Origin of the sequence: Mycobacterium shottsii (assembly GCF_010728525.1) — a bacterium.
In the GTDB taxonomy this organism is placed as follows: domain Bacteria; phylum Actinomycetota; class Actinomycetes; order Mycobacteriales; family Mycobacteriaceae; genus Mycobacterium; species Mycobacterium marinum.
The window spans coordinates 5,371,749-5,398,265 of sequence record NZ_AP022572.1 but is presented as its reverse complement, the minus strand read 5'-3'; the positions used below and the strand labels follow the sequence as shown (position 1 = coordinate 5,398,265).

At 66.0% G+C, this 26,517-nt stretch carries 21 protein-coding genes and 5 pseudogenes; 20 read left to right on the top strand and 6 right to left on the bottom strand.

From position 1 onward, the window contains the following. Positions 1-38 precede the first annotated feature (38 nt). The 6 genes from G6N41_RS24890 (at position 39) to mnmA (ending at position 5,744) form a co-directional block, all read left to right on the top strand. Complete coding sequence (locus G6N41_RS24890; RefSeq protein WP_198965969.1) at positions 39-995, top strand: electron transfer flavoprotein subunit alpha/FixB family protein; 957 nt, start codon at positions 39-41, stop codon at positions 993-995. 143 nt (positions 996-1,138) lie between these two features. Continuing rightward, positions 1,139-1,999 carry a GNAT family N-acetyltransferase gene (locus tag G6N41_RS24885; RefSeq protein WP_198965968.1) on the top strand — a complete coding sequence of 287 codons (861 nt, stop codon included), beginning with the start codon at positions 1,139-1,141 and terminating at the stop codon, positions 1,997-1,999. Further along, complete coding sequence (locus tag G6N41_RS24880) at positions 1,999-2,835, top strand: lysophospholipid acyltransferase family protein (protein ID WP_038579171.1); 837 nt, start codon at positions 1,999-2,001, stop codon at positions 2,833-2,835. Before G6N41_RS24885 ends, G6N41_RS24880 begins: the two co-directional genes overlap by 1 nt. A 78-nt stretch (positions 2,836-2,913) precedes the next feature. Continuing rightward, positions 2,914-3,414: a DUF427 domain-containing protein gene (locus G6N41_RS24875; RefSeq protein WP_198968010.1), complete on the top strand. Its 501-nt coding sequence runs from the start codon at positions 2,914-2,916 to the stop codon at positions 3,412-3,414. A gap of 60 nt (positions 3,415-3,474) precedes the next feature. Continuing rightward, positions 3,475-4,656, top strand: coding sequence for a cysteine desulfurase family protein (locus G6N41_RS24870; protein ID WP_198965967.1), 1,182 nt, complete (start codon positions 3,475-3,477; stop codon positions 4,654-4,656). Then, the gene (gene mnmA / locus G6N41_RS24865; RefSeq protein WP_198965966.1) at positions 4,653-5,744 is read left to right on the top strand and encodes a tRNA 2-thiouridine(34) synthase MnmA; all 1,092 of its coding nucleotides are present in this window, start codon (positions 4,653-4,655) and stop codon (positions 5,742-5,744) included. The genes G6N41_RS24870 and mnmA overlap by 4 nt, the downstream gene beginning before the upstream one ends. Here the strand turns inward: mnmA and G6N41_RS24860 are convergent. Beyond that, on the bottom strand, positions 5,741-6,370 hold the full coding sequence (locus G6N41_RS24860; protein WP_198965965.1) for a sensor domain-containing protein: 630 nt from the start codon (positions 6,368-6,370) through the stop codon (positions 5,741-5,743). The genes mnmA and G6N41_RS24860 overlap by 4 nt on opposite strands. A gap of 95 nt (positions 6,371-6,465) precedes the next feature. Here G6N41_RS24860 and G6N41_RS24855 point away from each other — a divergent pair, with 95 nt between their 5' ends. The 7 genes and pseudogenes from G6N41_RS24855 (at position 6,466) to G6N41_RS24830 (ending at position 15,833) form a co-directional block, all read left to right on the top strand. Beyond that, a complete protein-coding gene (locus tag G6N41_RS24855) occupies positions 6,466-7,479 on the top strand; it encodes a uroporphyrinogen decarboxylase/cobalamine-independent methonine synthase family protein (RefSeq protein WP_012393513.1) in 1,014 nt (337 codons plus the stop codon). A gap of 379 nt (positions 7,480-7,858) precedes the next feature. Next, positions 7,859-8,452: a B12-binding domain-containing radical SAM protein gene (locus tag G6N41_RS29240; RefSeq protein WP_231608699.1), complete on the top strand. Its 594-nt coding sequence runs from the start codon at positions 7,859-7,861 to the stop codon at positions 8,450-8,452. A gap of 12 nt (positions 8,453-8,464) precedes the next feature. Next, positions 8,465-9,301 (top strand): annotated as a pseudogene (locus G6N41_RS29235) (B12-binding domain-containing radical SAM protein); the annotation flags it as partial. A 289-nt stretch (positions 9,302-9,590) separates the two neighbouring features. Further along, entirely contained in the window at positions 9,591-11,654 is a 2,064-nt protein-coding gene (ligA, locus tag G6N41_RS24845) for an NAD-dependent DNA ligase LigA (RefSeq protein WP_198965964.1), read from the top strand. A gap of 57 nt (positions 11,655-11,711) precedes the next feature. Beyond that, positions 11,712-12,320: a TetR/AcrR family transcriptional regulator gene (locus tag G6N41_RS24840; protein ID WP_198968009.1), complete on the top strand. Its 609-nt coding sequence runs from the start codon at positions 11,712-11,714 to the stop codon at positions 12,318-12,320. 172 nt (positions 12,321-12,492) lie between these two features. Beyond that, a pseudogene (locus G6N41_RS24835) lies at positions 12,493-12,926 on the top strand (MmpS family transport accessory protein). Continuing rightward, positions 12,923-15,833, top strand: a pseudogene (locus G6N41_RS24830) (MMPL/RND family transporter). Before G6N41_RS24835 ends, G6N41_RS24830 begins: the two co-directional pseudogenes overlap by 4 nt. A 10-nt stretch (positions 15,834-15,843) precedes the next feature. On the opposite strand, the pseudogene G6N41_RS24825 reads toward G6N41_RS24830, so the two are convergent. After that, positions 15,844-16,715, bottom strand: a pseudogene (locus tag G6N41_RS24825) (IS5 family transposase). Positions 16,716-16,775: 60 nt separating this feature from the next. Further along, entirely contained in the window at positions 16,776-17,432 is a 657-nt protein-coding gene (locus G6N41_RS24820) for an ACT domain-containing protein (protein WP_094358040.1), read from the bottom strand. A 157-nt stretch (positions 17,433-17,589) separates the two neighbouring features. Here G6N41_RS24820 and gatC point away from each other — a divergent pair, with 157 nt between their 5' ends. From gatC to G6N41_RS24795, 5 genes are all read left to right on the top strand, one after another. Beyond that, on the top strand, positions 17,590-17,889 hold the full coding sequence (gene gatC / locus G6N41_RS24815) for an Asp-tRNA(Asn)/Glu-tRNA(Gln) amidotransferase subunit GatC (RefSeq protein WP_011740011.1): 300 nt from the start codon (positions 17,590-17,592) through the stop codon (positions 17,887-17,889). Beyond that, entirely contained in the window at positions 17,886-19,367 is a 1,482-nt protein-coding gene (gene gatA / locus G6N41_RS24810; protein WP_198965963.1) for an Asp-tRNA(Asn)/Glu-tRNA(Gln) amidotransferase subunit GatA, read from the top strand. The genes gatC and gatA overlap by 4 nt, the downstream gene beginning before the upstream one ends. A gap of 99 nt (positions 19,368-19,466) precedes the next feature. Next, complete coding sequence (locus G6N41_RS24805) at positions 19,467-20,498, top strand: ATP-dependent 6-phosphofructokinase (protein WP_198965962.1); 1,032 nt, start codon at positions 19,467-19,469, stop codon at positions 20,496-20,498. Positions 20,499-20,556: 58 nt separating this feature from the next. Beyond that, positions 20,557-22,065 carry an Asp-tRNA(Asn)/Glu-tRNA(Gln) amidotransferase subunit GatB gene (gene gatB / locus G6N41_RS24800; RefSeq protein WP_198965961.1) on the top strand — a complete coding sequence of 503 codons (1,509 nt, stop codon included), beginning with the start codon at positions 20,557-20,559 and terminating at the stop codon, positions 22,063-22,065. 36 nt (positions 22,066-22,101) lie between these two features. Next, positions 22,102-22,701 (top strand): flavin reductase family protein, encoded by a 600-nt coding sequence (locus G6N41_RS24795; RefSeq protein ID WP_407663681.1) that lies wholly within the window; start codon positions 22,102-22,104, stop codon positions 22,699-22,701. Between the two features lie 21 nt (positions 22,702-22,722). Here the strand turns inward: G6N41_RS24795 and G6N41_RS24790 are convergent. Continuing rightward, a pseudogene (locus G6N41_RS24790) lies at positions 22,723-23,594 on the bottom strand (IS5 family transposase). Positions 23,595-23,658: 64 nt separating this feature from the next. Continuing rightward, positions 23,659-24,780 (bottom strand): PQQ-dependent sugar dehydrogenase, encoded by a 1,122-nt coding sequence (locus tag G6N41_RS24785; RefSeq protein ID WP_198965959.1) that lies wholly within the window; start codon positions 24,778-24,780, stop codon positions 23,659-23,661. A 230-nt stretch (positions 24,781-25,010) separates the two neighbouring features. Between G6N41_RS24785 and G6N41_RS24780 the strand changes: the two genes are divergently transcribed. Next, complete coding sequence (locus G6N41_RS24780) at positions 25,011-25,859, top strand: DoxX family protein (protein ID WP_198965958.1); 849 nt, start codon at positions 25,011-25,013, stop codon at positions 25,857-25,859. Between the two features lie 8 nt (positions 25,860-25,867). On the opposite strand, the gene G6N41_RS24775 is transcribed toward G6N41_RS24780, so the two are convergent. Continuing rightward, the gene (locus G6N41_RS24775; protein WP_407663847.1) at positions 25,868-26,227 is read right to left on the bottom strand and encodes a PH domain-containing protein; all 360 of its coding nucleotides are present in this window, start codon (positions 26,225-26,227) and stop codon (positions 25,868-25,870) included. A gap of 80 nt (positions 26,228-26,307) precedes the next feature. Between G6N41_RS24775 and G6N41_RS29660 the strand changes: the two genes are divergently transcribed. After that, a complete protein-coding gene (locus tag G6N41_RS29660) occupies positions 26,308-26,430 on the top strand; it encodes a hypothetical protein (protein ID WP_020728169.1) in 123 nt (40 codons plus the stop codon). The last annotated feature ends 87 nt before the right edge of the window (positions 26,431-26,517 follow it).

Genomic DNA, 26,517 nt, shown 5'->3' with positions numbered 1-26,517 from the left:
TGCATTTCAGGCCCAATGACGAAAGAGCGATAAACCCCATGGCTGAAGTATTGGTGCTCGTTGAGCACGCGGAAGGCGCGCTGAAGAAGGTCAGCGCCGAATTGATCACCGCCGCCCGTGCGTTGGGCGAGCCGGCCGCCGTTGTGATCGGCGCCTCCGGCACCGCCGCGCCGCTGGTCGACGGACTGAAGGCGGCCGGTGCCGCCAAGATTTACGTCGCTGAGTCCGACGTCGTCGACCAGTACCTGATCACCCCGTTCGTCGACGTGCTGGCGGGACTGGCCGAATCCTCGGCCCCGGCGGCCGTGCTGGTGGCTGCCACTGCCGACGGCAAGGAGATCGCCGGGCGGCTTGCTGCCCGGATCGGGTCGGGTCTGCTCGTCGACGTGGTGGGGATCAACGACGGTGGCAAGGCCGTCCACTCCATCTTCGGTGGCGCGTTCACCGTCGAGGCCCAGGCCACCGGTGACACCCCGGTGATTTCGGTGCGCGCCGGTGCGATCGAGGCCGAGCCGACCGATGGCGCCGGTGAGCAGGTCAGCGTGGACGTCCCGGCCCCTGCCGAGAACGCCACCAAGATCACCTCGCGTGAGCCGGCGGTCGCCGGCGACCGCCCCGAGCTGACGGAAGCCACGGTGGTGGTGTCCGGTGGCCGTGGTGTCGGCAGTGCCGAGAACTTCAGCGTGGTCGAGGCGCTGGCCGACTCGCTGGGGGGTGCGGTCGGTGCTTCGCGTGCCGCGGTCGACTCCGGCTACTACCCGGGTCAGTTCCAGGTGGGGCAGACCGGCAAGACGGTTTCGCCGCAGCTCTACATCGCGCTGGGTATCTCCGGGGCGATCCAGCACCGCGCGGGCATGCAGACGTCCAAGACCATCGTTGCGGTCAACAAGGACGAAGAGGCGCCGATTTTCGAGATCGCCGACTACGGCGTGATCGGCGACCTGTTCAAGGTTGCCCCGCAATTGACCGAGGGGGTCAAGGCTCGCAAGGGCTGATCGGCCGATTCAGTAGTAGTAACGGCCCCGCAGGCTTGCCTGCGGGGCCGTTATCGTCGGCTGCGACATTTCGTCATCTGACGTGCACCGACATGTCACAGCGCTGATGCCGGTTAGCTGACCGGTTAGGCCACGTTGGTGGCATGAGCATCGCTTCTGTCCTCATACCCAGCGACAAGCTGCGTGGCCCGGCGACCGATGCGGGTGCCGGCCCACGCTATTCCCTAGTGCTGTCCACCGATTCCGCGCTGATCGAGGCCGCTCAGCGCCTGCGCTATGACGTGTTCGCCGCCACGCCGGGCTTCGCGCTACCGGCGGCCGACGACCGCAGGGATGTCGACCGGTTCGACGAGTACTGCGATCACCTGCTGGTCCGCGACGACGACACCGGTGAGCTGGTGGGGTGCTACCGGATGTTGCCACCGGCAGGGGCCATCGCCGCGGGAGGCCTCTATACCGCTACCGAGTTCGACGTGGGTGCCTTCGACCCGCTGCGGCCGTCGCTGGTGGAAATGGGTCGCGCCGCGGTGCGTGACGGGCACCGCAATGGCGCGGTGGTGCTGTTGATGTGGGCGGGAATTCTTGCCTACCTGGACCGCTGTGACTACGACTACGTAACCGGCTGCGTGTCGGTGCCGATCGTCGAGCCAACCGGCCGGGGCGGCATCACGCCGGGCCGCGAGCTGCGGGGCGTGCGTGACTTCTTGCTGAGGCGCCACCCGGCTTCCTACCGGGTGGACCCCTACCGGCCGGTGCGCATCTACGGCAAGAGCCTGGATGACATCGCCCCACCGCCGCGGCCGGCGATCCCGCCGTTGCTGCGTGGCTATCTGCGGCTGGGCGCGCAGGCCTGCGGCGAGCCCGCCCACGATCCGGACTTCGGGGTGGGGGATTTCTGTGTGCTGCTCGGCAAGCGTGACGCCGACATCCGCTACCTCAAGCGGCTCAGATCGGTGTCCGCGGCCGCGGAAATGGCGGGCGAGCTGGCGGGCGGAGCGGCCTGATGAACGCTGAGGCCGGGCACTCCTGGCTGCCTCGCACCTCGTGCGACATCAGCTGCGTCAGCCTCGGCCACCCGGCGGTGCCCCGCCGGGTACCGGCCACCCTGCGGGTGGCGTTGCGCATCGTCTGGGCGCTGCTGCTGATGCCGGGGCTGCCGCTGCTCGGCGTGCCGGTGCCCGGCCGCAGCCACGCACAACGCGCATACTGCCGCCTGGTCCTGCGTTGTTTCGGTGTCCGGATCACGGTGTCGGGCAGCCCGATCCGCAACCTGCGCGGGGTTCTGGTGGTCAGCAACCACATCTCCTGGCTGGACGTCTTTGCCATCGGCGCGGTACTGCCAGGTTCATTTGTGGCCCGCGCGGACATGTTCACCGGACCCGGGGTCGAGATTGTGGCCCGACTGCTGAAAATCATTCCGATCGAGCGGACCAGCCTGCGCCGGCTGCCGGGCGTGGTCGACACCGTCGCCCGCCGGCTGCGCGCAGGACAGACCGTGGTGGCCTTTCCGGAAGGAACCACCTGGTGCGGGCTGGCGTCGGGCAGCTTCTATCCCGCGATGTTTCAGGCCGCGATTGACGCCGGCCGTCCGGTGCAGCCGCTGCGGCTGACATATCACCACGTCAACGGTGCCATCTCGACCACCCCGGCCTTCGTCGGAGACGACACCCTGGCGCGCTCGGTTCGCCGGGTGCTCGCCGTGCGTCGCATCGTGGCGTCGGTGCATGTCGATTCCCTGCAACTGCCGGGCCGCGATCGCCGGGCCCTGGCCAGCCGCTGCCAGTCCGCAGTGCACGCTGGGGCGGCGCACCCGGCACACCGGCCCGCGCTGGTGGCCTGAAAAGCCTCTCACCCTGCGGCAACGTGTCTGTGGACAATGGGTGACAGGGACCGTCAGCCCAGCGTGCAGGAGGCCGTCATGACAACATGGCCAACACCCGATCCGCCCGCCGGCGGCCAGGAGTCGGTGTGGGACTATCCCCGGCCGCCGCGGTTGGAGCCGTTCGCCGGTTCGATCACCATCGAGCTGGGCGGCCAGACGATTGCGTCGGCGACCCGAGCCTGGCGCGTGCTGGAGACCAGTCACCCACCCACGTACTACCTGCCCGAAGATGCGTTCGGCGACGGTGTGCTGCGCCCGGCGGCGGGCGGTTCATGGTGCGAGTGGAAGGGCCGGGCGAGCTACTTCGACCTGGTAACCCCGGCGCGACAGGCCGCGCGCGCGGCATGGACCTACTCAAACCCCACCCACCCCTTCCAGCCCATCGCTGGTGCGATCGCGGTGATGGCGGCCCAGGTGGACCGCTGCACGGTCAATGGCGAGCCGGTGGTGCCCCAACCCGGCGGTTTTTACGGCGGATGGATCACCAGCTGGATTGTCGGCCCGTTCAAGGGCATTCCTGGATCGATGGGGTGGTAGGCGCGGCCACCGGCTCAGGAGTTTGGGGTCGCTGACCTGGCCGGTATCGTGGGGCGAGTCATGGTCTACCTCGATCACGCCGCCACCACCCCGATGCATCCAACCGCCATCGAGGCGATGACGGCTGTGCTGGCCACCGTGGGCAACGCGTCGTCGCTGCACACCACCGGGCGGGCTGCGCGCCGGCGCCTCGAGGAATCCCGCGAGCTGATCGCGGCCAAGCTGGGGGCACGCCCCTCGGAGGTGATTTTCACCGCGGGGGGCACCGAGAGCGACAACCTGGCCGTCAAGGGAATGTACTGGGCGCGCCGGGACGCGCAGCCCGCCCGTCGGCGCATCGTCACGACGCGGGTGGAGCACCACGCCGTTTTGGACACGGTGGACTGGCTGGTTGAGCACGAAGGCGCCGAGGTGACCTGGCTGCCCACCGACGCCGATGGCTCGGTGTCGGCCAGCGCGTTGCGCGATGCGCTGGAGAGCCATGACGATGTCGCGTTGGTATCGGTGATGTGGGCCAACAACGAGGTCGGCACGATCATGCCGATCGCCGAACTGGCCGGGGTTGCCGCCGAGTTCGGTGTCCCCATGCACAGTGACGCCGTGCAGGCCGTCGGCCAGATACCGGTGGACTTCGGTGCCTGTGGCCTGGCGGCGATGAGTGTGACGGCACACAAGTTCGGCGGCCCGCCCGGAGCCGGGGCGCTGCTGATGCGACGCGACGTCAGTTATGTGCCGCTGCTGCACGGTGGTGGCCAAGAGCGCGATATCCGGTCCGGCACTCCCGACGTCGCCAGTGCGGTCGGTATGGCGGCGGCGGCGCGGATCGCGGTGGACGGGCTGGAGGCCAACTGTGCGCGGCTGCAGACGTTGCGGGACCGCCTCGTTGCCGGGGTGCTCGCCGAAATCGACGACGTTCGTATCAATGGTGCCCGCGATCCGCTACGGCTGCCCGGCAACGCGCACTTCACCTTCCGCGGTTGCGAAGGTGATGCGCTGCTGATGCTGCTGGACGCCAACGGAATCGAGTGCTCGACCGGATCCGCCTGCACCGCCGGTGTCGCGCAGCCGTCGCATGTGCTGATCGCGATGGGCGCCGATCCGGCCAGCGCGCGCGGCTCGCTTCGTCTTTCGCTGGGGCACACGACAGTCGAGGCGGACGTCGATGCGGCGCTGCAGGTGCTGCCCGCAGCGGTGGCTCGCGCCCGCTCTGCCTCCGTGGCTGCCGCGGGAGCGGCCTGGTGAAAGTTCTAGCCGCAATGAGCGGAGGCGTCGACTCATCGGTGGCGGCCGCCCGCATGGTCGATGCCGGCCACGACGTCGTCGGCGTGCATCTGGCGCTGTCGACCGCGCCGGGCGCGCTGCGTACCGGCTCCCGGGGTTGTTGCTCCAAAGAGGACGCATCCGACGCGCGCCGCGTCGCCGATGTGCTTGGAATCCCATTCTATGTATGGGATTTCGCCGAGAGGTTCAAAGAGGATGTGATCGACGACTTCGTGTCCTCCTACGCCCGCGGTGAGACCCCCAACCCCTGCATTCGCTGCAATCAGCGCATCAAGTTCTCGGCGCTGTATGCCAAAGCGTTAGCTCTGGGCTTTGACGTGGTGGTTACCGGCCACTATGCCCGGCTATCCGAGGGGCGGCTGCGCCGCGCTGTGGACCAGGACAAGGACCAGTCCTACGTGCTGGCGGTGCTGACCGCCGAGCAGCTGCGCCACGCGATGTTCCCGATCGGGGACACCCCCAAGCCGCAGATTCGGGAAGAGGCGTCCCGGCGCGGCCTGGCGGTGGCCGACAAGCCGGATAGCCACGACATCTGTTTCATTCCGTCGGGCAACACCCAGACGTTTCTGGGCGAGCGGATAGGGGTTCGTCGCGGCACCGTGGTGGACGCGGCCGGTGCGGTGCTGGCCACCCATGACGGCGTGCACGGTTTCACCATCGGGCAACGAAAGGGCCTGGGAATCCCCGGGCCGCGACCCGACGGCCGCCCGCGCTACGTGACGGCGATCGACGCCGAAACCGGCACGGTTCGGGTCGGTGACGTGGCCGATCTGCAGGTGCACGCGCTGACGGGGCGGGCGCCCATCTTCACCGCGGGGACCGCTCCGACGGGCCCGCTCGAATGTGCGGTTCAAGTGCGTGCGCACGGTGAAACCACCAGTGCGGTAGCCGAATTGGTCGGCGACGAACTGTCGGTTCGGTTACATTCCCCGCTGCGGGGGGTGGCACGGGGTCAGACGCTGGTGTTGTACCGCCCCGATCCGGACGGCGATGAGGTGCTGGGCAGTGCCACCATCACCGCAACCTCGGCGTGCTCGCCGGTGTCCTAGCCCGGCACGTTGGCGGCGATGTTGGTCAGCACGATGTCAGAGACCGAATCCGGGAACCCGCAGAAGGTGACTTCCAGCAGGGCCACCGAAAGCACCCGGTAGTCGCGGCCGCAGTCACCGGGGCGCATGCGCAGCGAGTCGGCGTCGGCTTTCCAGCTGCTTACGAACAACCAGCCGCTGGAACTGTCTGCGCAACTTCCGACGGCGCCCACCAGATCGTCGAAGGCTCGTCGGGCGATGTCGGCATCCGGATACACCGCCGCGGCTTCGGAGATCAGAGCGCTATCTGGCGGATCTTGGAAGGTGGTCTTGTGGAACCCCGCGATGTCGGGTCCAAAGGTGGTGCTCTCGGAGAAGATGAACCGGCATTCCACCGGCGCGGTCTTTGCCAGGGCATCGATATCCACCGGATAGCTGCCGTCCATCGCCGGAATGATCGTCAGGTCTTCGCCGGCGCCGGTGATCGCGCGCATCCGGGATTGGTCCAACAGCAGGGCGCCGGCCTGCCGCTCCTCCGGGGCAGACGCGCCGAACGCGGGCAGCGCTTCGCCGTCCACCACTCGCGTACACGCCGCTGCCAGGAGCGTGGCGCAACACATCGACAGCGGTCGAATAAGTCTGGCCATCTGCCACCCCTTTGTGCTTGCAACCTACCCCGGCGGTCCGTCGGTAAACACCCCTGGCTGTGTGCCACCGATGTGATGTCGAATACGGTTGGCAAGTGAGTGTTTTCGCAACGGCGACCGGCGTCGGGTCCTGGCCGGGCATCCTTGCGCGGCCGGCCGCCGAGGTCGTCGTTGGCGAGTTGGCGGATGCGCTGGCTTATCTGGTGGAGTTGCCCGCCAGGGGAGTGGGTGCCGACATGCTCGGGCGGGCGGGCGCGCTGCTGGTCGACTTGGCCCTGGACACGGTGCCGCGCGGCTACCGCATTGTGTCGCGGCCCGGCGCGGTGACCCGCAGGGCCATCAGCATGCTCAACGAGGACATGGACGCCCTGGAAGAAGCCTGGGAGACCGCGGGCCTTCGGGGCGGCGGGCGGGTGGTCAAGGTGCAGGCTCCCGGGCCGATCACCCTGGCGGCCGGGGTGGAGTTGAGCAACGGGCATCGGGCCATCACCGACCCCGGGGCCGTGCGTGATCTGGCCGCCTCGCTCGGCGAGGGAGTGGCCGCCCACCGGGCGGAATTGGCGCGCCGTCTCGATACACCGGTGGTGGTGCAGTTCGACGAGCCGACGCTACCGGCGGCCCTGGAGGGGCGGCTGACGGGCGTGACTTCGCTGGCCCCGGTCGCCGCACTCGACGAGGCGGTGGCGCTGGGGCTGCTCGATACCTGCGTCGAGGCCGCCGGCGCCGACGTGGCGCTGCATAGCTGCGCGGCGGCGCTGCCGTGGGATCTTTTGCAGCGCAGTGGTATCAGCGCGGTGTCGGTGGATGTCGCAACACTGCGCGCCGCGGACTTGGACAGCATCGCGGCGTTCATCGACTCGGGCCGCACGGTGGTGCTCGGCGTCGTGCCCGCCAGCGTTCCCGACCGCCGGCCTTCGGCCGAAGAGGTCGCCGCCGACGTGGTCGCGGTGACCGACCGGCTTGGCTTCGGCCGCACGGTGCTGCGCGACCGTGTTGGGGTCGCGCCGGGCTGCGGTCTGGCCGGCGCGACGCCGCAATGGGCCCGCACCGCGATCGGCCTCGCCCGCAAGGCCGCCGAAGGCCTGGCTCGAGATCCCGATGCCATCTGAGGGTGCGATGTTCGGGGCCTGTGGCCCTGGCGGAGACCTCACCCTGTTCCGCTGATTGGTGGACATGCGGGTCGACGGGTGTATGCATCCGATTGGCGGACAGACCGCACTCGTTCGCGTGAGTAGGGTTCGGAAATATCCCATACGGAACGGAATGGGTGAGTGATCGATTCGCGAGACAACGGCGATTCTGCGAGCCGAAAGCCATTCCTGATTTTTTTCGCGAGTGTGGGTTAAGCTCGCGCGAAGTCTGTTGGTTCGGGCCATGCAGACCGTGAGTGAAAATCAGGTTATCAACTGCTGATTTCGGTCGTGGGGTCCAGAAGTGACGATATTGCTTGTCAATCCTCCCGGTGCCCGCCGTAATGGGCGCTCCTATTTGAGCGAGCAGAAGCTTGGCGACCCGTGGGTGTATTCCACCATGCCGATGGAGCACCTCGGCATGATGTCGATCAAGCCTTACGCCAAGACCCAGGGGATCGAGATTGCCACCGTCAACGGGCTCGTTGCCGGGCACAGTTCGGTACAGGAAACGTGGTCGGCCATCGAGAACGCCGTGCGTTGCAGCGGTAAGCCCCGGCTGGTCGGCTTTTCGTGCATCGACACCCTTCCTGAGGTGCTGTGGCTAGCGCAGCGCGTCCGCGAGACCTGGGACGACGTGCAGATCGCCCTGGGAAATGCGATCGCGACATTGAATTACGAGCGGATTTTGCGCCAGCATGACTGCTTTGACTTCGTGATCGTTGGAGACGCCGAGGTCGGATTCACCAAGCTCGCCAATGCCGTGGCCAATGGCGCTGCGCTCGACGACGTTCCCGGGTTGGCCCGCCGGGACGATCGCGGGCAGATCATCTGCTCGCCGTCGCGCCTGATCGACCTCGACGAGCTGCCCCGTCCGGCCCGCGACGAGTTGCCGAGCGTTCTTGCCGATGGCTTTTCCGCCGCGGTCTTTTCGACCCGTGGCTGCCCCTAACGCTGCACGTTCTGCGGCACCGGAGCCATGTCGGCGATGCTCGGGCGCAACAGCTACCGGGCCAAGTCGGTTGACGCGGTGGTCGACGAGATCGCGTACCTGAAATCCGATTTCGACATTGGCTTTCTCTGCATCACCGACGACCTGTTCATCTCCAAGCATCCCAGCTCGCAACAACGCGCGGCCGAGTTTCCTGACGCCATGATCAACAGCGGCGTTGACGTCAAGTTCATGATGGATATCCGCCTGGACTCCGTGGTGGATCTAGAACTGTTCAAACACCTGCACAAAGCGGGTTTGCGCCGGGTTTGCGTCGGCTTGGAAACCGGTTCTTATGATCAACTCCGCGCGTACCGCAAACAGATCATCAATCGCGGACAAGATGCCGCCGCCACGATCAACGCACTGCAGCAGGTGGGCGTTGACGTAATACCGGGCACCATCATGTTTCATCCCACGGTGCAGCCGGATGAATTGCGCGAGACCGCGCGGCTGCTACGGGCCACAAAATTCATCTCCACCTATAAGTTCATGGGCAAGATCACCCCGTATCCGGGAACACCCCTATACCAGGAGTATTCGGATCTGGGCTATCTACGCGAGGAATGGCCGCTGGGTGAATGGGATTTCGTGGACCCGGAGGCCGCGCGTGTTTATGCCGATGTCTGTTCGCTCATCGCGCCACGCCCGGACCTGCCCTACGACGATGCCGAGAAGTTCTTCCTGGCGCGCCTTGACGAATGGGACGACGTCATCGCCGCCCGAATTGAGCAAACGGCAGCCGACGGCACCGGCACTCTCGAGCCGCCCGGCGGCCCTCAGACGCCGGAACTGCTGTCGTTGACCTGACAATCCCGGGCCTTGCGGGCTGATTGGCGCGCCAACCGAGCCGGGGCCGACTGGAATCGAGCGGGTCAGGACTGAGAACCCACGGGCAGACCGATAGCTGCCCGAGGACCCCGCCACCCCACGTCCCCGAATCGGCAACTACGTATTGTGGCTGCGTTGCGCCTGATAATCGAGATGTCGGCGGTCCGGGTGGACGTCGCAAGGCCGTGTGCGGCGAGGCCGCACGCACGGATGGGAAGGGGGATGGGGCGCCGGGTCCGCCGCGCGGACGTCGTGCCCCTGATCGCCAATGACTCCTGAGGTTTTGCGGCAGTGGCAGGAACTGGCCGAGCAGGTGCGTGAACACCAGTTTCGCTACTACGTGCGCGACGCGCCGGTGATCACCGACGCGGAATTCGACGAATTGCTGCGCCGGCTGGAGGCGCTCGAAGAACAGTATCCCGAGCTACGCACACCCGATTCGCCCACTCAGCTGGTCGGTGGCGCCGGTTTCGCGACCGAGTTCGAACCCGTCGAGCATCTGGAAAGAATGCTCAGCCTCGACAACGCGTTCAACACCGAGGAACTCACCGCCTGGGCCGGCCGCATCCACGCCGATGTCGGCGACAGGGCGGCCTACTTGTGTGAGCTCAAGATCGACGGCGTGGCGCTGTCGCTGGTGTACGAAGGGGGGCGGCTGACCCGGGCCTCCACCCGGGGCGACGGCCGCACCGGCGAAGATGTCACGCTCAATGCCCGCACCATCGAGGACGTTCCGGAACGGCTTTCCCATAGCGAGGACCACCGCATGCCCGAGGTGCTCGAGGTCCGCGGTGAGGTGTTCTTTCGGGTGGCTGATTTCCAGGCGCTCAACGCGAGCTTGGTCGAGGAGGGCAAGGCACCGTTCGCCAACCCCCGCAACAGCGCGGCCGGGTCGTTGCGGCAAAAGGACCCGGCGGTCACGGCCCGGCGCAGATTGCGGATGATCTGCCATGGGCTGGGCCACACCGAAGGCTTTCGCCCGGCGACGCTGCACCAGGCCTACCTGGCGTTGCAGGCCTGGGGGCTGCCGGTTTCCCAGCACACCACGTTGGTCGCCGACCTGGCCGGGGTACAGGAGCGCATCGACTACTGGGGCGAGCATCGCCACGAGGTCGACCACGAAATCGACGGCGTGGTGGTCAAAGTCGACGATGTCGCCCTGCAGCGGCGGCTCGGTTCCACCTCACGGGCACCGCGCTGGGCGATCGCGTACAAGTACCCGCCCGAGGAAGCCCAGACCAAGCTGCTCGATATTCGCGTCAACGTCGGCCGAACCGGGCGAGTCACGCCCTTTGCGTTTATGACGCCGGTGAAGGTCGCGGGCTCGACGGTGGCACAAGCCACCTTGCACAACGCGTCGGAGGTCAAGCGCAAGGGCGTGCTGATCGGCGACACGGTGGTGATCCGCAAGGCCGGTGACGTGATCCCCGAAGTGTTGGGTCCGGTGGTCGACCTCCGTGATGGGTCCGAACGCGAATTCGTCATGCCCACAACGTGTCCGGAGTGCGGCACGCCGCTGGCCCCGGAGAAGGAGGGCGACGCCGACATCCGTTGTCCGAATACCCGCAGCTGTCCGGGGCAGTTGCGGGAGCGGGTTTTCCATGTCTCCAGCCGCAATGCCCTCGACATCGAGATGCTGGGCTATGAGGCTGGCGCCGCGCTGCTTTCGGCGCAGGTGATCGGCGATGAAGGCGACCTGTTCGGACTCACCGAGGAAGAGCTGCTGCGCACCGACCTGTTCCGCACCAAGGCCGGTGACTTGTCCGCCAACGGCCGGCGGCTACTGGCCAATCTGGACAAGGCGAAGGCGGCGCCACTATGGCGCGTGCTGGTGGCGTTGTCCATCCGCCATGTCGGACCGACAGCGGCACGCGCACTAGCCACCGAGTTCGGCAGCATCGATGCGATCGTCGCCGCGACCACCGAACAGTTGGCCGCCGTTGAGGGAGTGGGACCGACGATCGCCTCCGCCGTTTCGGAGTGGTTCACCGTCGACTGGCACCGCGAGATCGTCGAGAAGTGGCGGGCCGCCGGTGTGCGGATGGCCGATGAGCGCGACGACAGTGTGCCGCGCACACTGGCCGGGGTAACCGTGGTGGTCACCGGCTCGTTGCCCGGATTCTCACGGGACGAGGCCAAGGAGGCGATCGTGACCCGTGGCGGCAAAGCCGCCGGTTCGGTATCGAAAAAGACCTCCTACGTCGTCGCCGGTGACGCACCCGGCTCGAAGTACGACAAGGCGGTCGAACTCGGCGTGCCCATCCTCGACGAAGATGGGTTTCGAAAGTTGTTGGAGCAGGGCCCCCCGGCCGAAGTGGGGGAGCCGACCTAGCGGTCGCAACCCCCGACGACCGGGCCGCGGCGATTGTGGCTACCACCGGCGAGTTCTATCGTGGGCGCTATGACGCAGACTGCCGACCGGTCCGCGCAGGTATCACCGTGGTCGCCGCGTGAGGCGGAGTTGCTTGCGGTGACGTTGCAGTTGCTGCAAGAACATGGCTACGACCGGTTGACTATAGACGCCGTTGCCAACACCGCCCGGGCCAGCAAAGCCACCGTGTACCGGCGCTGGCCGTCGAAGGCCGAATTGGTGCTGGCGGCATTCATCGAGGGGGTGCGACAGGTCGCCGTCGCGCCGAATACCGGCTCGCTGCGCGACGATCTAGTGAAGATCGGGGAGGGCATTTGCGGCCAGGCCCACCAACAAGCCAGCACCATCCGCGCGGTGCTCGTCGAGGTGTCGCGGCACCCCGCGCTCAGTGACGCGCTGCAGCGTCAATTCGTGGATCAGCTCAAGGCGTTGATCCAGCAAGTGCTGCAACAGGCCGTCGACCGGGGTGAGATCACCCAGGCGGCCATCACCGACGAACTCTGGGACCTGTTGCCCGGCTATCTCATCTTCCGGTCCATCATCCCCAACCGGCCGCCGACCCCTCACACGGTGCAGCTTCTGGTTGACGACTTCATCATGCCCGGCCTGACCCAAGCCACCGGGTGACCGTTGAGCCCCGGCGAGATCCGCGCGCGCCAGGAGGATACAGGCACGTTTCTTGTGCAGTACGGTCCAGTACCGTACTGTCATAGCAGTCAAACTCACTTGAAGTGCACCGCCACCCGGGCACGGGTGCTTCGGCCCCTCGTCGAAAGGCCAACGAGTGAAGGAGATTTGAATGGCAGCCCTCGTCAGGAGGGGGTGGATGATGATTGTCGCGGTGGCCGTCGTCGTGATCGCGGGATTTGCGATCTATCGTTTGCACGGGATTTTCGGGTCGCACAACAACGCTTCGGGCGCCAACGGCCTCTCGAATGAAATCGTCCCCTTTTCAACCCCAAACAGGTAGTTCTGGATGTGTTCGGCGCCCCGGGGGCCGTGGCGACCATCAACTACCTCGACGTGAACGCTCAACCCCAGCAAGTCGTGGATGCGCCGCTGCCCTGGTCCTTCACCATCACCACGACGGAGCCGGCGGTTCTAGGCAACGTGGTGGCGCAGGGCAACGGCGGCACCATTGGCTGCCGGATCACGGTCAACGGTGAAGTCAAGGACGAGCGGATCGTCAACACCCCCGATGCCTACACCTTCTGTCTGGACAAGTCCGGATGAGTGACCAGCAGCCCACGCCGCCTCGCATCCCGCACGCCATCCGCCGGCTCGCGGTTCCCATCGTGCTGCTGTGGCTGGCCCTTGCCGCGATAACCAACGCTTCGGTGCCACAGCTGGAGGACGTCGGCAAGACCCACAACGTGGCGATGAATTCCCCCGATGCGCCGTCGTTGCAGGCGACCAAGCGAATCGGCAAGGTGTTCGGTGAGTTCGACTCCGACAGCTCGGCCATGGTGGTGCTCGAGGCGACAATCCGCTCGGCGCCGACGCCAACAAGTTCTACGACACCCTGATTCACAAGCTCGAACAAGACACCAAGCACGTCGAGCATGTACAAGACTTCTGGGGCGACACGCTCACCGCGGCGGGCGCGCAGAGCACCGACGGCAAGGCCGCCTACGTGCAGGTCTACCTGACGGGAAACCTCGGTTCGGCGCAGGCCAACGAGTCGGTGGACGCGGTCCGTGACGTCGTCGAGCACACCCAGGCGCCGCCGGGCATCAAGGCATATGTCACCGGCGCCGCGCCCCTGATCGCGGATCAGTTCGAGGTGGGCAGCAAGGGGAACGCCAAGGTCACCACGATCACCGTCGGGGTGATCGCGGTGATGCTGTTCTTCGTTTACCGCTCCGTCCTCACCACGCTGCTGGTGCTGCTCACCGTGCTCATCGAGATGGCCGCCGCCCGCGGCATCGTCGCCGTGCTGGGAAATGCCGGAATCATCGGGCTCTCAACCTACGCAACGAATCTGCTCACGCTGCTGGTCATCGCCGCCGGAACCGACTACGCGATCTTCGTGGTCGGCCGCTATCAGGAGGCCCGCTCTGCCGGCGAGGAACGAGATACCGCGTTCTACACGATGTTTCGCGGTACCGCCCACGTCGTCCTGGGCTCGGGCCTGACCGTTGCCGGTGCCGTGGCATGTCTGAGCTTCACCCGGTTGCCCTATTTCCACAGCCTGGGTATCCCTGCCGCACTGGGCATTCTGGTTGCGCTGCTGGCCGCGCTGACCCTGGGGCCTGCGGTGCTGACGCTGGGCTCGGCGGTGGGCGTCTTCGAGCCCAAACGCGCGATGCGAACCCGCGGCTGGCGGCGGATCGGCACCGCGATCGTCCGGTGGCCCGGCCCCGTTCTGGTGGTGGCATGCGCGTCGTTGGCGCTGGTGGGTCTGCTGGCCCTGCCGGGATACAAGACCAGCTATGACACGCGCCCCTACATGCCCTCCAGCGCCGCGGCCAACGTCGGATACGCGGCCGCCGAGCGGCACTTTTCCCGCTCCCGGTTGGAGCCCGAGCTGCTGATGATCGAAACCGATCACGACCTGCGCAACCCGGCCGACATGCTCATCCTGGACCGGGTGGCCAAGGCGGTTTTTCATGTACCCGGCATCGCCCAGGTGCAGTCGATCACCCGGCCGTTGGGCACCCCGCTTGATCACAGTTCGCTGGCGTTTCAGATGAGCGCGCAAAGCGCCAATCAGATCGAAAACCTCACCTACCAAAGAGATCGCGCGAACGACTTGCTCAAGCAGGCCGGCGAACTATCGACCACGATCGACCTGCTGAACAAGCAATACGCCCTGCAGCAGGAACTCGCGGCCACGACGCACGGCGAGGCCGAGAACTTCCACGACACCATCGCGACGATGAAAGAGCTGCGCGACAAGATCGCGAATTTTGACGACTTCTTCCGGCCGATACGCAGCTACTTCTATTGGGATTCTATTGGGAGAAGCATTGTTATGACATCCCGGTCTGCTTTGCGCTGCGGTCGATCTATGACGCGCTCGACGGGATCGACCAGCTCACATCGAAATTCGAGGACCTCACGGCGACCCTGGACCGGCTCGACGCGCTGCAGCCCAAACTGGTGGGCTTGATCCCACCCCAGATCGCCAGCCAGGAGACCAATCGCGAACTGCTGATGGCGAACTACGCGACCCTGTCGGGCATCTATGCGCAGACGGCGGCAGCGATCGAAAACGCCACGGCACTGGGCCGGGCTTTCGATATGGCCAAAAACGACGACACCTTCTACCTGCCGCCCGAGGTCTTCAACAATCCCGACTTCAAACGCGGTCTGAAGCTTTTCCTTTCGCCTGACGGCAAGGCGGCCCGCATGATCATCACCCACGAAGGCGATCCCGCCACCCCCGAGGGCATCTCGCACATCGACCCGATCAAGAAGGCCGCCCACGAAGCCGTCAAGGGCACCCCGTTGGCCGGGGCGCAGTTTTTCCTCGGCGGCACCGCGGCCACCTACTACGACATCCAAGACGGCGCCAAGTACGACCTGATCATCGCCGGGATCGCGGCGCTGAGCCTGATCTTGCTGATCATGATGTTTCTCACCCGAAGCCTGGTTGCCGCGCTGGTCATCGTAGGCACGGTTGCGCTGTCGCTGGGGGCCTCATTCGGCCTGTCGGTGCTGGTGTGGGAGTACCTCTTTGGCATCAAGCTGTATTGGGTGGTGCTTGCCCTGGCCGTGATCCTGCTCTTGGCCGTGGGGTCCGACTACAACCTGCTACTCATCTCACGGTTTAAAGAGGAGATCGGTGCCGGACTCAAGACCGGGATCATCCGTGCCATGGCGGGCTCCGGCTCGGTGGTCACCTCGGCCGGCCTGGTGTTCGCCGTCACCATGTGCGCCTTCGTGTTCAGCGGTTTTCAGGTGCTCGGTCAGATAGGAACCACCATCGGTCTTGGCCTGTTGTTCGACACCCTGATCGTGCGCTCGTTCATGACACCGTCGGTCGCCACGCTGCTCGGGCGCTGGTTCTGGTGGCCGTTGCGGGTGCGCCCCCGTCCGGCCAGCCAGATGCTGCGCCCCTACGGTCCACGGACGGCCGTTCGTAAACTGCTGCTATGGGAAGACGACGACCCGGTGGTTGCCAAAGAATCGCACTAGGTCCTGTCTGCTAATTGCGGACGCGGTGGTAGGTGATGATGGCGGCCAGGGTGACACCGCCGAGGTAGGTCAGGGCGTATTTGTCGTAGCAGGTGGCGACCGCGCGCCAGTGTTTGAGCCGGTTGAAGCTTCGCTCGACGGTGTTGCGGTGCTTGTAGATTCGGCCTGAGAACCCCGGAGGCCGTCCTCTGTTGCGGCCTTTGGCTTTGCGGCGGGTGATCTGGTCGCTGCGCTCGGGGATGGTATGGGCGATCTTGAGCCGGCGCAGCTGTGCCCGCGTCGAGTCATAGGAGTACGCCTTGTCCGCCAGCAGGCGAAACGGGGCGTATGAGTTGCTGCACCGGGCGGCCAGCAATGGCCAAAGCATCGGATTATCACCGGCTTGACCGGCCGACAGTGCCAGGGTGACCGGACTGCACAGCTGGTCGGTCAAGGCGTGGATCTTGGTAGTCAGCCCGCCGCGGGAACGCCCAATGGCGTGGTCATCGGGCTCATCGAGATATTTCTTGTAATTCGACAGATCCCCTGTGCGGCGCCCGGGCGCGCTCCGGCTGCGTGTTGGTGGGCGCGCACACTGGTCGAATCGACCGACAACAGTGCGCCCAGGTCGGCGTCCTCGGCGTCGAGGTCAGAGGCGATCGCCGCGAAGATCCGCGCGTAGATGCCATCGACCGACCAGCGTAGATGCCTCTCGGCCACCGATTGCCAGGGACCGAAGTGCTCGGGCAGGTCACACCACGGAGATCCCGTACGGTAACGCCAGATAATGCCCTCCAGAGTACGTCGATGATCGTTCCACGGCCGGCCACGCCGCCGCCCCGCAGGCAACACCGCCACGATCAGCGACCACAAATCATCAGAAATCGCATGCGTCCGCATCACCCAAACAGCATCAGCCAAAACACCATTCACATTAAGCAGACACGCCCTAGCCGCGCCGCGCTAGCGCAGCATGGTGGCCACGATCCCGGCCAGATAGCCCAGCCGAGCCACCTCCGAGGGCCGAAATTCCGGGCCGGGCCGCCCCAGCACGACCGCAGTGTGCTGGTCGCCCAGCGGCGCGGCCACCATCCTGGTGTCCATATCGCGCCAGACCTTTGGCACCCACTCGGCGCTTCCGTCCAGCGGTGTGGCTTGCTCGATCGGAAGCCACGGTGCCGAAGCGGCACGCGTCTCCGGGGCGCCCGGGCTTCCGGCCAACCGCTGCAACTCGCCCTCGACGCTGCGCAGCACCGTGCACCAGCTGACCCGCAGCACTCGGGGCGCCTCGTTGGCCAGAACCTGCAGCCGGGACGTGTTGTCCCGCGCCGTGGCGACGTGGTCAAGAAGCTCCAGCTCACGGTGGGCTTCCAAGAGGCCGGTATGCGGACGCACGCTGTCCACTCGGACGCCGTTGAGGGATTCCGCGGCGGTGATCAATGCGTCCGGCATGGCGCCCGGAGCAAGTTCGACGACCAGATCATCGATTGCATATCCACAGCCGCGCTCGACGACGTCGAGCGACAAGATGTCAGCACCTACCGAACCGAGTGCGACCGCGAGCGACCCCAGGCTGCCTGGACGGTCCAGCAGTTCGATGCGCAACAGATACGAAGGCACGCGCATCACTGTTGCACAGCGATGCGCGTGGGGCATTTCGGCAGGACACGATCGGGCCGCATCACGGCCGCCTCGAACTGCTCGGGAGACGGGCATCGCGTCGCATTCGGTGACGCGCGTGAAACCGGCCCGACGGGCGCGGTTAGGCTTTTCGCTCGTGTCCCAGATCTCCCGCGACGAGGTGGCCCACTTGGCCCGGCTTGCCCGTCTGGCGTTGACCGAAGATGAGCTTGACAGCTTCGCTGGTCAACTCGACGCCATCCTGACGCACGTCAGCCAGATCCAGGCCGTCGACGTCACCGGCGTCGAAGCCACCGATAATCCGCTCAAAGACGTCAACGTGATGCGCGCAGACCAGACGGCGCCGTGTCTGACGCAGGAAGAGGCGCTGGCCGAGGCGCCCGCAGCGGTTGACGGCCGCTTCGCCGTTCCGCAGATTCTGGGGGATAGCGAATGACCGACCTCATCCGATCCGACGCCGCCACGCTGGCCGCCAAGATTGCCGCAAAAGAGGTGTCCGCGACCGAGCTGACTCAGGCCTGCCTGGACCAGATCGAGGCGACCGATGACAGGTACCACGCCTTCCTGCACATCGGGGCGCACGAGGCGCTGTTTGCGGCGGCGGCCGTCGATACCGCCCTGGCCGCGGGGGAGCGGCTGCCGTCGGCGCTGGCCGGGGTGCCGCTGGCGCTCAAAGACGTGTTCACCACCGTCGACATGCCCACCACCTGCGGGTCCAAGATCCTCGAAGGCTGGCGCTCCCCGTACGACGCCACGCTCACACTGCGGCTCCGCGCGGCCGGAATCCCGATTCTGGGCAAGACCAACATGGACGAGTTCGCGATGGGCTCCTCGACGGAGAACTCCGCCTATGGCCCGACCCGCAACCCGTGGAACCTCGACCGGGTACCCGGCGGCTCCGGCGGTGGTAGCGCCGCGGCCTTGGCCGCCTACCAGGCTCCACTGGCCATCGGCTCGGACACCGGCGGGTCGATCCGCCAGCCGGCCGCGCTGACCGCGACAGTCGGTGTCAAACCCACCTACGGCACCGTTTCCCGATACGGGCTGGTGGCCTGTGCCTCCTCCCTGGATCAAGGGGGGCCGTGCGCGCGCACCGTGCTGGACACCGCCATGCTGCACCAGGTGATCGCCGGTCACGACGCCAAGGACTCCACCTCTTTGGAAACCGAGATACCCGATGTGGTCGGCGCGGCCAAGGCCGGCGCGTCCGGTGACCTGCGCGGCGTGCGCATCGGGGTGGTCAAGCAGCTGCGGGGCGACGGCTACCAGCCCGGAGTGCTGGCCTCGTTCGAGGCCGCGGTAGCGCAGCTGACCGCGCTTGGCGCCGAGGTGAGCGAGGTCGACTGGCCGCACTTCGACCATGCGCTGGCCGCCTACTACCTCATCCTGCCGTCGGAAGTGTCGAGCAACCTGGCGCGCTTCGACGCGATGCGCTACGGGCTTCGGATCGGCGATGACGGGACCCACAGCGCCGAAGAGGTGATGGCCATGACGCGGGCCGCCGGGTTCGGGCCCGAGGTCAAACGCCGCATCATGATCGGCGCGTACGCGTTGTCGGCGGGCTACTACGACGCCTACTACAACCAGGCGCAGAAGGTTCGCACCCTGATCGCCCGCGATCTGGACGAGGCCTATCGATCGGTCGACGTGTTGGTTTCGCCGGCGACCCCGACCACCGCGTTTCCGCTCGGGGAGAAGGTCGACGACCCGCTGGCGATGTACCTGTTCGACCTGTGCACGCTGCCGCTGAACCTGGCGGGGCACTGCGGCATGTCGGTGCCGTCGGGATTGTCTCCGGATGACGGGCTGCCGGTGGGGCTGCAGATCATGGCGCCGGCGTTGGCCGACGACCGGCTCTACCGGGTGGGCGCGGCCTACGAGGCCGCCCGAGGCCCGCTACCCAGCGCCATCTGATTCCGCGCGAGCAGACACAGAATCGCGCCAATCCAGCCTATTTCGGCCGATTTTGCGTCTGCTCGCGCCAATGGTCGCCGCCCCAGGCAAGATGAAGGCATGCGGATTGGAGTTCTCACGGGAGGCGGCGACTGTCCAGGGCTGAATGCGGTGATCCGGGCGGTGGTGCGTACTTGCGACGCCCGGTACGGCTCATCGGTGGTCGGATTTCAGGACGGATGGCGCGGGCTGCTGGAGAACCGGCGGCTGCAGTTGCGCAACGACAACCGCAACGACCGGCTGCTGGCCAAGGGCGGAACGATGCTCGGCACCGCCCGCGTACACCCCGACAAACTGCGGGCCGGTTTGCCCCAGATCAAACAGACGTTAGACGACAACGGCATTGACGTGCTCATCCCGATCGGCGGCGAAGGCACGCTGACCGCCGCGCACTGGCTGTCCGAAGAGAACGTTCCGGTGGTCGGCGTGCCCAAGACGATCGACAACGACATCGACTGCACCGATGTGACTTTCGGCCACGACACGGCCTTGATGGTGGCAACCGAGGCTATCGACAGGCTGCACAGCACCGCGGAGTCCCACCAGCGGGTGATGCTGGTCGAGGTGATGGGTAGGCATGCGGGCTGGATCGCGCTGAACTCCGGGCTGGCATCTGGCGCACACATGACGCTCATCCCTGAGCAGCCCTTCGACATCGAAGAGGTGTGTCGTCTGGTCAAACAGCGCTTCCAGCGAGGCGATTCGCACTTCATCTGTGTGGTCGCCGAGGGCGCCAAGCCCGTTTCGGGCTCGATGCAGTTGCGCGAGGGCGGACTCGACGAATTCGGTCACGAACGATTCACCGGTGTCGCCGCTCAGCTCGGCTGGGAAGTGGAAAAGCGCATCAACAAGGATGTCCGGGTGACCGTGCTGGGCCACGTGCAACGGGGCGGACAGCCGACGGCCTACGACCGGGTGCTGGCCACCCGGTTCGGCGTCAATGCCGCTGACGCCGCACATGCGGGCGAATACGGCCAGATGGTGTCGCTGCGCGGTCAGGACATCGGACGCGTACCCCTGGCCGACGCCGTTCGACAGCTCAAGCTGGTACCGCAGAGCCGCTACGACGACGCCGCTGAATTCTTCGGCTGAGGCCGGCCCGCTTCGCCCGGCTTCGCCGGTTTCGCGACCACCACTAGGATCGAACGACATGACGGTCACTAGCGCCGAGCTGCTCGATTACGACGAGGTCATTGCACGCTTCGATCCGGTGCTAGGCCTCGAGGTACACGTGGAGCTGTCCACCGCGACGAAGATGTTCTGCGGCTGCGCGACCACGTTCGGCGCCGAGCCCAACACGCAAGTTTGCCCGGTCTGCCTGGGTCTGCCCGGATCGTTGCCGGTGCTCAACCAGGTCGCTGTCGAGTCGGCGATTCGCATCGGGTTGGCGCTCAACTGCGAGATCGTTCCCTGGTGTCGCTTCGCGCGGAAGAACTACTTCTACCCGGACATGCCCAAGAACTACCAGATTTCGCAGTACGACGAGCCGATCGCCATCAACGGCTACCTTGAAGCGCCGCTCGAAGACGGCAGCACCTGGCGGGTAGAGATCGAACGTGCCCACATGGAAGAGGACACCGGCAAACTCACCCACCTCGGCAGCGAGACGGGCCGTATCCACGGAGCGACGACCTCGCTCATCGACTACAACCGCGCCGGTGTGCCGCTCATCGAAATCGTCACCAAGCCCATCGAAGGTGCCGGTGCGCGGGCACCACAGGTCGCGCGCGCCTATGTGACGGCGTTGCGAGACCTATTGCGGGCATTGGACGTATCCGACGTGAGAATGGATCAGGGTTCGATGCGCTGCGATGCGAATGTGTCGCTAAAGCCTTCAGGCGCAGCGGAATTCGGTACTCGGACCGAGACCAAGAATGTCAACTCGCTCAAGAGCGTTGAAGTTGCCGTCCGCTACGAAATGCAGCGCCAAGCTGCCGTCCTGGAGGCCGGTGGGCAAATCACCCAGGAGACGCGGCACTTTCATGAGGCCGGCTACACGAGCCTGGGACGGGTCAAGGAGACGGCGGAGGACTATCGGTACTTCCCCGAGCCCGACCTGGAGCCCGTCGCACCCAGCCGCGAATTGGTGGAGCAATTGCGCCACACCATTCCCGAATTGCCGTGGTTGAGCCGCAAGCGAATTCAGCAAGAGTGGGGCATCTCCGACGAGGTGATGCGCGATCTGGTCAATGCTGGCGCGGTGGACCTGGTGGCCGCAACCATTGCGCATGGCGCTTCGAGCAAGGAGGCGCGCTCGTGGTGGGGCAACTTCCTTGTGCAAAAGGCCAATGAGGCCGGCATCGGCCTGGACGAATTGGCCATCACCCCGGCTCAGGTCGCGGCCGTCGTGGCATTGGTGGAAGCGGGCAAGTTGTCCAACAAGCTGGCCCGCGAGGTCGTGGAGGGCGTGCTGGCCGGGGAAGGTGAGCCCGACCAGGTGATGTCCGCCCGTGGCCTGGAACTGGTCCGCGACGATTCGTTGACTCAGGCGGCGGTTGATGAGGCCCTGGCCGCCAATCCGGAAGTGGCGGAAAAGATTCGCGCCGGCAAGGTCGCGGCCGCCGGCGCGATCGTCGGGGCGGTGATGAAGGCCACCCGCGGCCAGGCCGATGCGGCTCGGGTGCGGGAGTTGGTGCTGGTGGCCTGCGGCCAGGCCTAGCCTCGCTGAGTGTTCGCTGACCAATCGTGAGAAAGAGTGTCACAACCGGCGTTGTGCATCCATGATGTTGATGTGGTCGGTGAACCGTTCGAAGACATGATGGCGATGCTGGACGCGCCGGTGTTTGTGGTGACAACCCAGGCCGACGCGGTCCCGTCGGGTTGTATGGTCAGTTTTGCCACCCAGACCAGCGTGCAGCCACCAAGTTTCATGATCGGGATGCCCACCACCAGCCGCATGGTGGAGCCGGCGAGCCGCTCCGACTGTGTCGCGGTGCACGTGCTGGCCCGTCGGCACCAGGCCCTGGCCGAACTCTTCGGCAGCCAAGCGGGCGAGGAGGCTGACAAATTCGAACGTTGCTCGTGGCGCGCCGGTCCCTACGGCATGCCGATTCTCGACGATGCTGCCGCGTGTTTCGTCGGCAGGATCTTGAGCCGCAGCGACGTTGGCGACCACGTGGCCTACCTGCTGGAGCCGATTGCTGTCTGGGCTCCCGATGCCCCGGAAGAACTGCTCTACCTGTCCGACCTCGATGTTGAAGACTTCGAACCCGGCCAGGAGGAGCCGACCCGGTTCCACAAACCCGCTGAGGTGACGCGCCGATACGGCGTGCGATTCACCCTCGATTATCCTTAGTCGCGCCCTAGGTCCTGTCTGCTAATTGCGGACGCGGTGGTAGGTGATGATGGCGGCCAGGGTGACACCGCCGAGGTAGGTCAGGGCGTATTTGTCGTAGCGGGTGGCGACCGCGCGCCAGTGTTTGAGCCGGTTGAAGCTTCGCTCGACGGTGTTGCGGTGCTTGTAGATTCGGCCTGAGAACCCCGGAGGCCGTCCTCTGTTGCGGCCTTTGGCTTTGCGGCGGGTGATCTGGTCGCTGCGCTCGGGGATGGTGTGGGCGATCTTGAGCCGGCGCAGCTGTGCCCGCGTCGAGTCATGGGAGTACGCCTTGTCCGCCAGCAGGTGAAACGGGGCGTATGAGTTGCTGCACCGGGCGGCCAGCAATGGCCAAAGCATCGGATTATCACCGGCTTGACCGGCCGACAGTGCCAGGGTGACCGGACTGCACAGCTGGTCGGTCAAGGCGTGGATCTTGGTAGTCAGCCCGCCGCGGGAACGCCCAATGGCGTGGTCATCGGGCTCATCGAGATATTTCTTGTAATTCGACAGATCCCCTGTGCGGCGCCCGGGCGCGCTCCGGCTGCGTGTTGGTGGGCGCGCACACTGGTCGAATCGACCGACAACAGTGCGCCCAGGTCGGCGTCCTCGGCGTCGAGGTCAGAGGCGATCGCCGCGAAGATCCGCGCGTAGATGCCATCGACCGACCAGCGTAGATGCCTCTCGGCCACTGATTGCCAGGGACCGAAGTGCTCGGGCAGGTCACGCCACGGAGATCCCGTACGGTAACGCCAGATAATGCCCTCCAGAGTACGTCGATGATCGTTCCACGGCCGGCCACGCCGCCGCCCCGCAGGCAACACCGCCACGATCAGCGACCACAAATCATCAGAAATCGCATGCGTCCGCATCACCCAAACAGCATCAGCCAAAACACCATTCACATTAAGCAGACACGCCCTAGTAGGGGCCCGATCGTCAGGTCTTGTCGTCGTTGTTGCGGGGGAATCCGCCGCCCTGCGGGAACAGCGGAAACACCACGTCATCAAGCTTCTCGGCATCGCCGGCGGTCCTGTTGACCGTGGCGCCCCAGACGTTGCCGTCCGGTGACATGCGCAATGCCCAGGCATGTGCGTGCGTGTCTTTGCGCACCACATCCGGCTCACCGGTGACTGCCCCGGTCGACGCCGCGAGCCGGACCGCCACCGTCAGCTTGGTTTCAATCAGGTTGACCAGCACGGTCCCGTCCATCGCCGCGCACCCGGCTACGCCGGGTTTGTCCGGCCAGGTCCACACCGTGGAAACCTCTGAGTTCTTGGTAATGCGCTGCAACCTATCCGCGGTCGGCGTGCGATCGGCGATGTAGAGCGAGCCGTCGACGGGGTCGATGCACATGCCGCCCCCCGAGCCGATGCCGGCCAGCGCCGTGGTGGGCGGGGCTTGCCCGATCGTGGTGGGCTGCTCGATCCGCAGCACCTTGCCCGCCAGCGAATTGGGATCGGCGGCCATCTCTGGGCTACCCGCGTCTCCGGTCATGACGACCAGCGTGGTGGGGCTGGTGAAGATCAACGCGCCGGTATTGCCGGTGGGGCCCTTGGGGATACCGGTCAGGATGTCCTTGGGGACGTCGCCGTCGGCGATGCGGATCACCCGGTTGTCGGTGGGCGTGCTGATGTAGGCGTACATCAACCGGTCCTGCGAATAGGTCGGCGAGAGCACGATATCCATCAAGCCGCCATCACCGGCCGGGTCGACCGGGATGACCACCTTCACCTTGGGTTCTGCGCTGACCGACACCTCCTTGACGGCGCCGGTGGTGCGCTCGGCCACCAGTGCGGACTTGCTGTCCCAGCCCATGATCAAGCCGCTGGTGCTGTCCAGGCAGCCCTGCATCACTCCGGGGGCCGGGCATTCCTTGGGGAATGGTGTCGGAGGCAGCGGCGGCGGGGGAGGAGGCGTCGAACTGGGCTGAGGCCGCAGTTCGGGGTTGGTGGTGAACGGCTGGGATTGGGCGTCGTTGAACCGCGCGCAGCCGCTCGATACCAACGTCACCGCGCACAACGCAGCGAGCGCGTACCGAATCGACCGCCGTATCCGCATGACCGACAGGCTACGGACATTGTCTGCGGCGCCGCCACCGGCCGCCACCGTGCGCCGTCGAGGCTGTTGTGCTCAGAGGCCCGCCGCACTGGTTTGGATGACCGCGGTCCCTCGGCTGAGGGCCGATTTGAGGGTACCGGCGGACCCGTCGGGTACGAAGTGCGGATTTAACAGGCGAAAGCGCCGCTCAAATCCCCAATTCAGGTCTAGTTGCCCTTACCCTGGCACGAGTGACCAGTTCGAATGACTCACGTTGGCAACGACCGGACGATTCCCCTGGACCGATCCCGGGACGCCCCGTCACGGCGAGCCTGGTCGACCCCGAAGACGACTTAACCCCTGCGAAGTACTCGAGTGACTTTGGCAGCGCCGGAACCACCACCGTCATCCCGCCCTACGACCCGACTAACTCCGGAGCTGTGCCTTCGGGATACAACCTGATGGACGCGCAGGAACCGTTGCCCTACGTCCAGCCCCAGCCGGGCGCGCGCCACATCCCGGCGACGCCCGCAGCTCTGGACATGGACGAGGAAGACGAGCGGATACGCGCCGCCAGCCGGCGCGGGACCCAAAACTTCGGCCTTCTGATCCTGCGGGTTGGGCTGGGGGCGGTGCTGATCGCGCATGGATTGCAGAAGTTGTTCGGCTGGTGGGGCGGCTCCGGGGTGACCGCGTTCAAGAACTCGCTCTCAGATGTGGGCTTTCAGCATGCCGACATCCTGGCCTACGTAGGCGCCGGCGGCGAGATCGTCGTGGGAGTGCTGCTGGTTCTGGGCCTGTTCACGCCGCTCGCCGGGGCGGGCGCACTGGCCTTCCTGATCAACGGCACGCTCGCCAACGTTTCGGCGCGGCCGCATTCACAGTTCTCCTACTTCCTGCCCGACGGCCATGGGTACCAGATCACCCTGGTTGTGATGGCCGTCGCCGTCATCCTGAGCGGTCCCGGCCGCTATGGCCTCGACGCGGGCCGCGGCTGGGCGCACCGGCCGTTCATCGGGTCCTTCGTCGCCCTGCTAACGGGCATCGCCGCCGGTATCGCGATATGGGTGTTGCTCAACGGCGTGAATCCAGTCGCCTGAGCCCGGCCTCACCGGTACGGATTGGGGACGCGCCCTGAGCTGGCTTCGGTCAGCTGCGGCAGAGTCGCGAAGGTAACCGCGGGCAACCGCAGTTCACCGCCATTTCTGAGTTGGGCCCGCGCCCAGGAACCGCGGTTAAACCGCAAACCTTCGATGTCATCCCAGGCCACGGTGGTACTGCCCAGCAATGTCCGCGCGGTCACCCCGTTCTCGTCGGCGACCGTCCGCAGCCGGATGATCAGCGCCGAAACCAGCACCGGGAGAAGGAGCAGCGGAGCGCTTGGCGGCCAGGTCAGCACCGGTATCAGCAGACCCAGCGTCGCAAAGCCAACCGCAAGGTGCGCAATGGGCGACACCCTGATCACCACCGCCGTTTGAGTAGTCACCCTCGTATCATTCCATCGCCGCGCAATCGGGTCCGTCTGGCCATGTCGGGGCGGTGGCGCCGGTGCGGACCGGCGCCGAAGCCGACGGTGAGCACCAGCTCGAGGCCTCGGATTTGACGGTTGAGCTGTGCGAAGGCTACCGTCAGACGCTATGGATACCGCCGGAACCCCCGGAAAGCTTGTAGTACTTGGTTGGCGCGTTGTTGCCTGACTAGGTCAATCGAGCACCAACGCGCAACCCTCGTGCAGCAGCTGAGCTGACGGGGGTTTTT

Bases quoted from the DNA above. Each gene is read 5' to 3' on its own strand.
- G6N41_RS24885 (WP_198965968.1), top strand. From the start codon at position 1,139: ATGAGCATCGCTTCTGTCCTCATACCCAGCGACAAGCTGCGTGGCCCG.
- G6N41_RS24860 (WP_198965965.1), bottom strand. From the start codon at position 6,370: ATGGCCAGACTTATTCGACCGCTGTCGATGTGTTGCGCCACGCTCCTG.
- G6N41_RS24785 (WP_198965959.1), bottom strand. From the start codon at position 24,780: ATGCGGATACGGCGGTCGATTCGGTACGCGCTCGCTGCGTTGTGCGCG.
- G6N41_RS24870 (WP_198965967.1), top strand. From the start codon at position 3,475: ATGGTCTACCTCGATCACGCCGCCACCACCCCGATGCATCCAACCGCC.
- ligA (WP_198965964.1), top strand. From the start codon at position 9,591: ATGACTCCTGAGGTTTTGCGGCAGTGGCAGGAACTGGCCGAGCAGGTG.
- gatB (WP_198965961.1), top strand. From the start codon at position 20,557: ATGACGGTCACTAGCGCCGAGCTGCTCGATTACGACGAGGTCATTGCA.
- G6N41_RS24805 (WP_198965962.1), top strand. From the start codon at position 19,467: ATGCGGATTGGAGTTCTCACGGGAGGCGGCGACTGTCCAGGGCTGAAT.
- gatA (WP_198965963.1), top strand. From the start codon at position 17,886: ATGACCGACCTCATCCGATCCGACGCCGCCACGCTGGCCGCCAAGATT.
- G6N41_RS24880 (WP_038579171.1), top strand. From the start codon at position 1,999: ATGAACGCTGAGGCCGGGCACTCCTGGCTGCCTCGCACCTCGTGCGAC.
- G6N41_RS24875 (WP_198968010.1), top strand. From the start codon at position 2,914: ATGACAACATGGCCAACACCCGATCCGCCCGCCGGCGGCCAGGAGTCG.
- G6N41_RS24890 (WP_198965969.1), top strand. From the start codon at position 39: ATGGCTGAAGTATTGGTGCTCGTTGAGCACGCGGAAGGCGCGCTGAAG.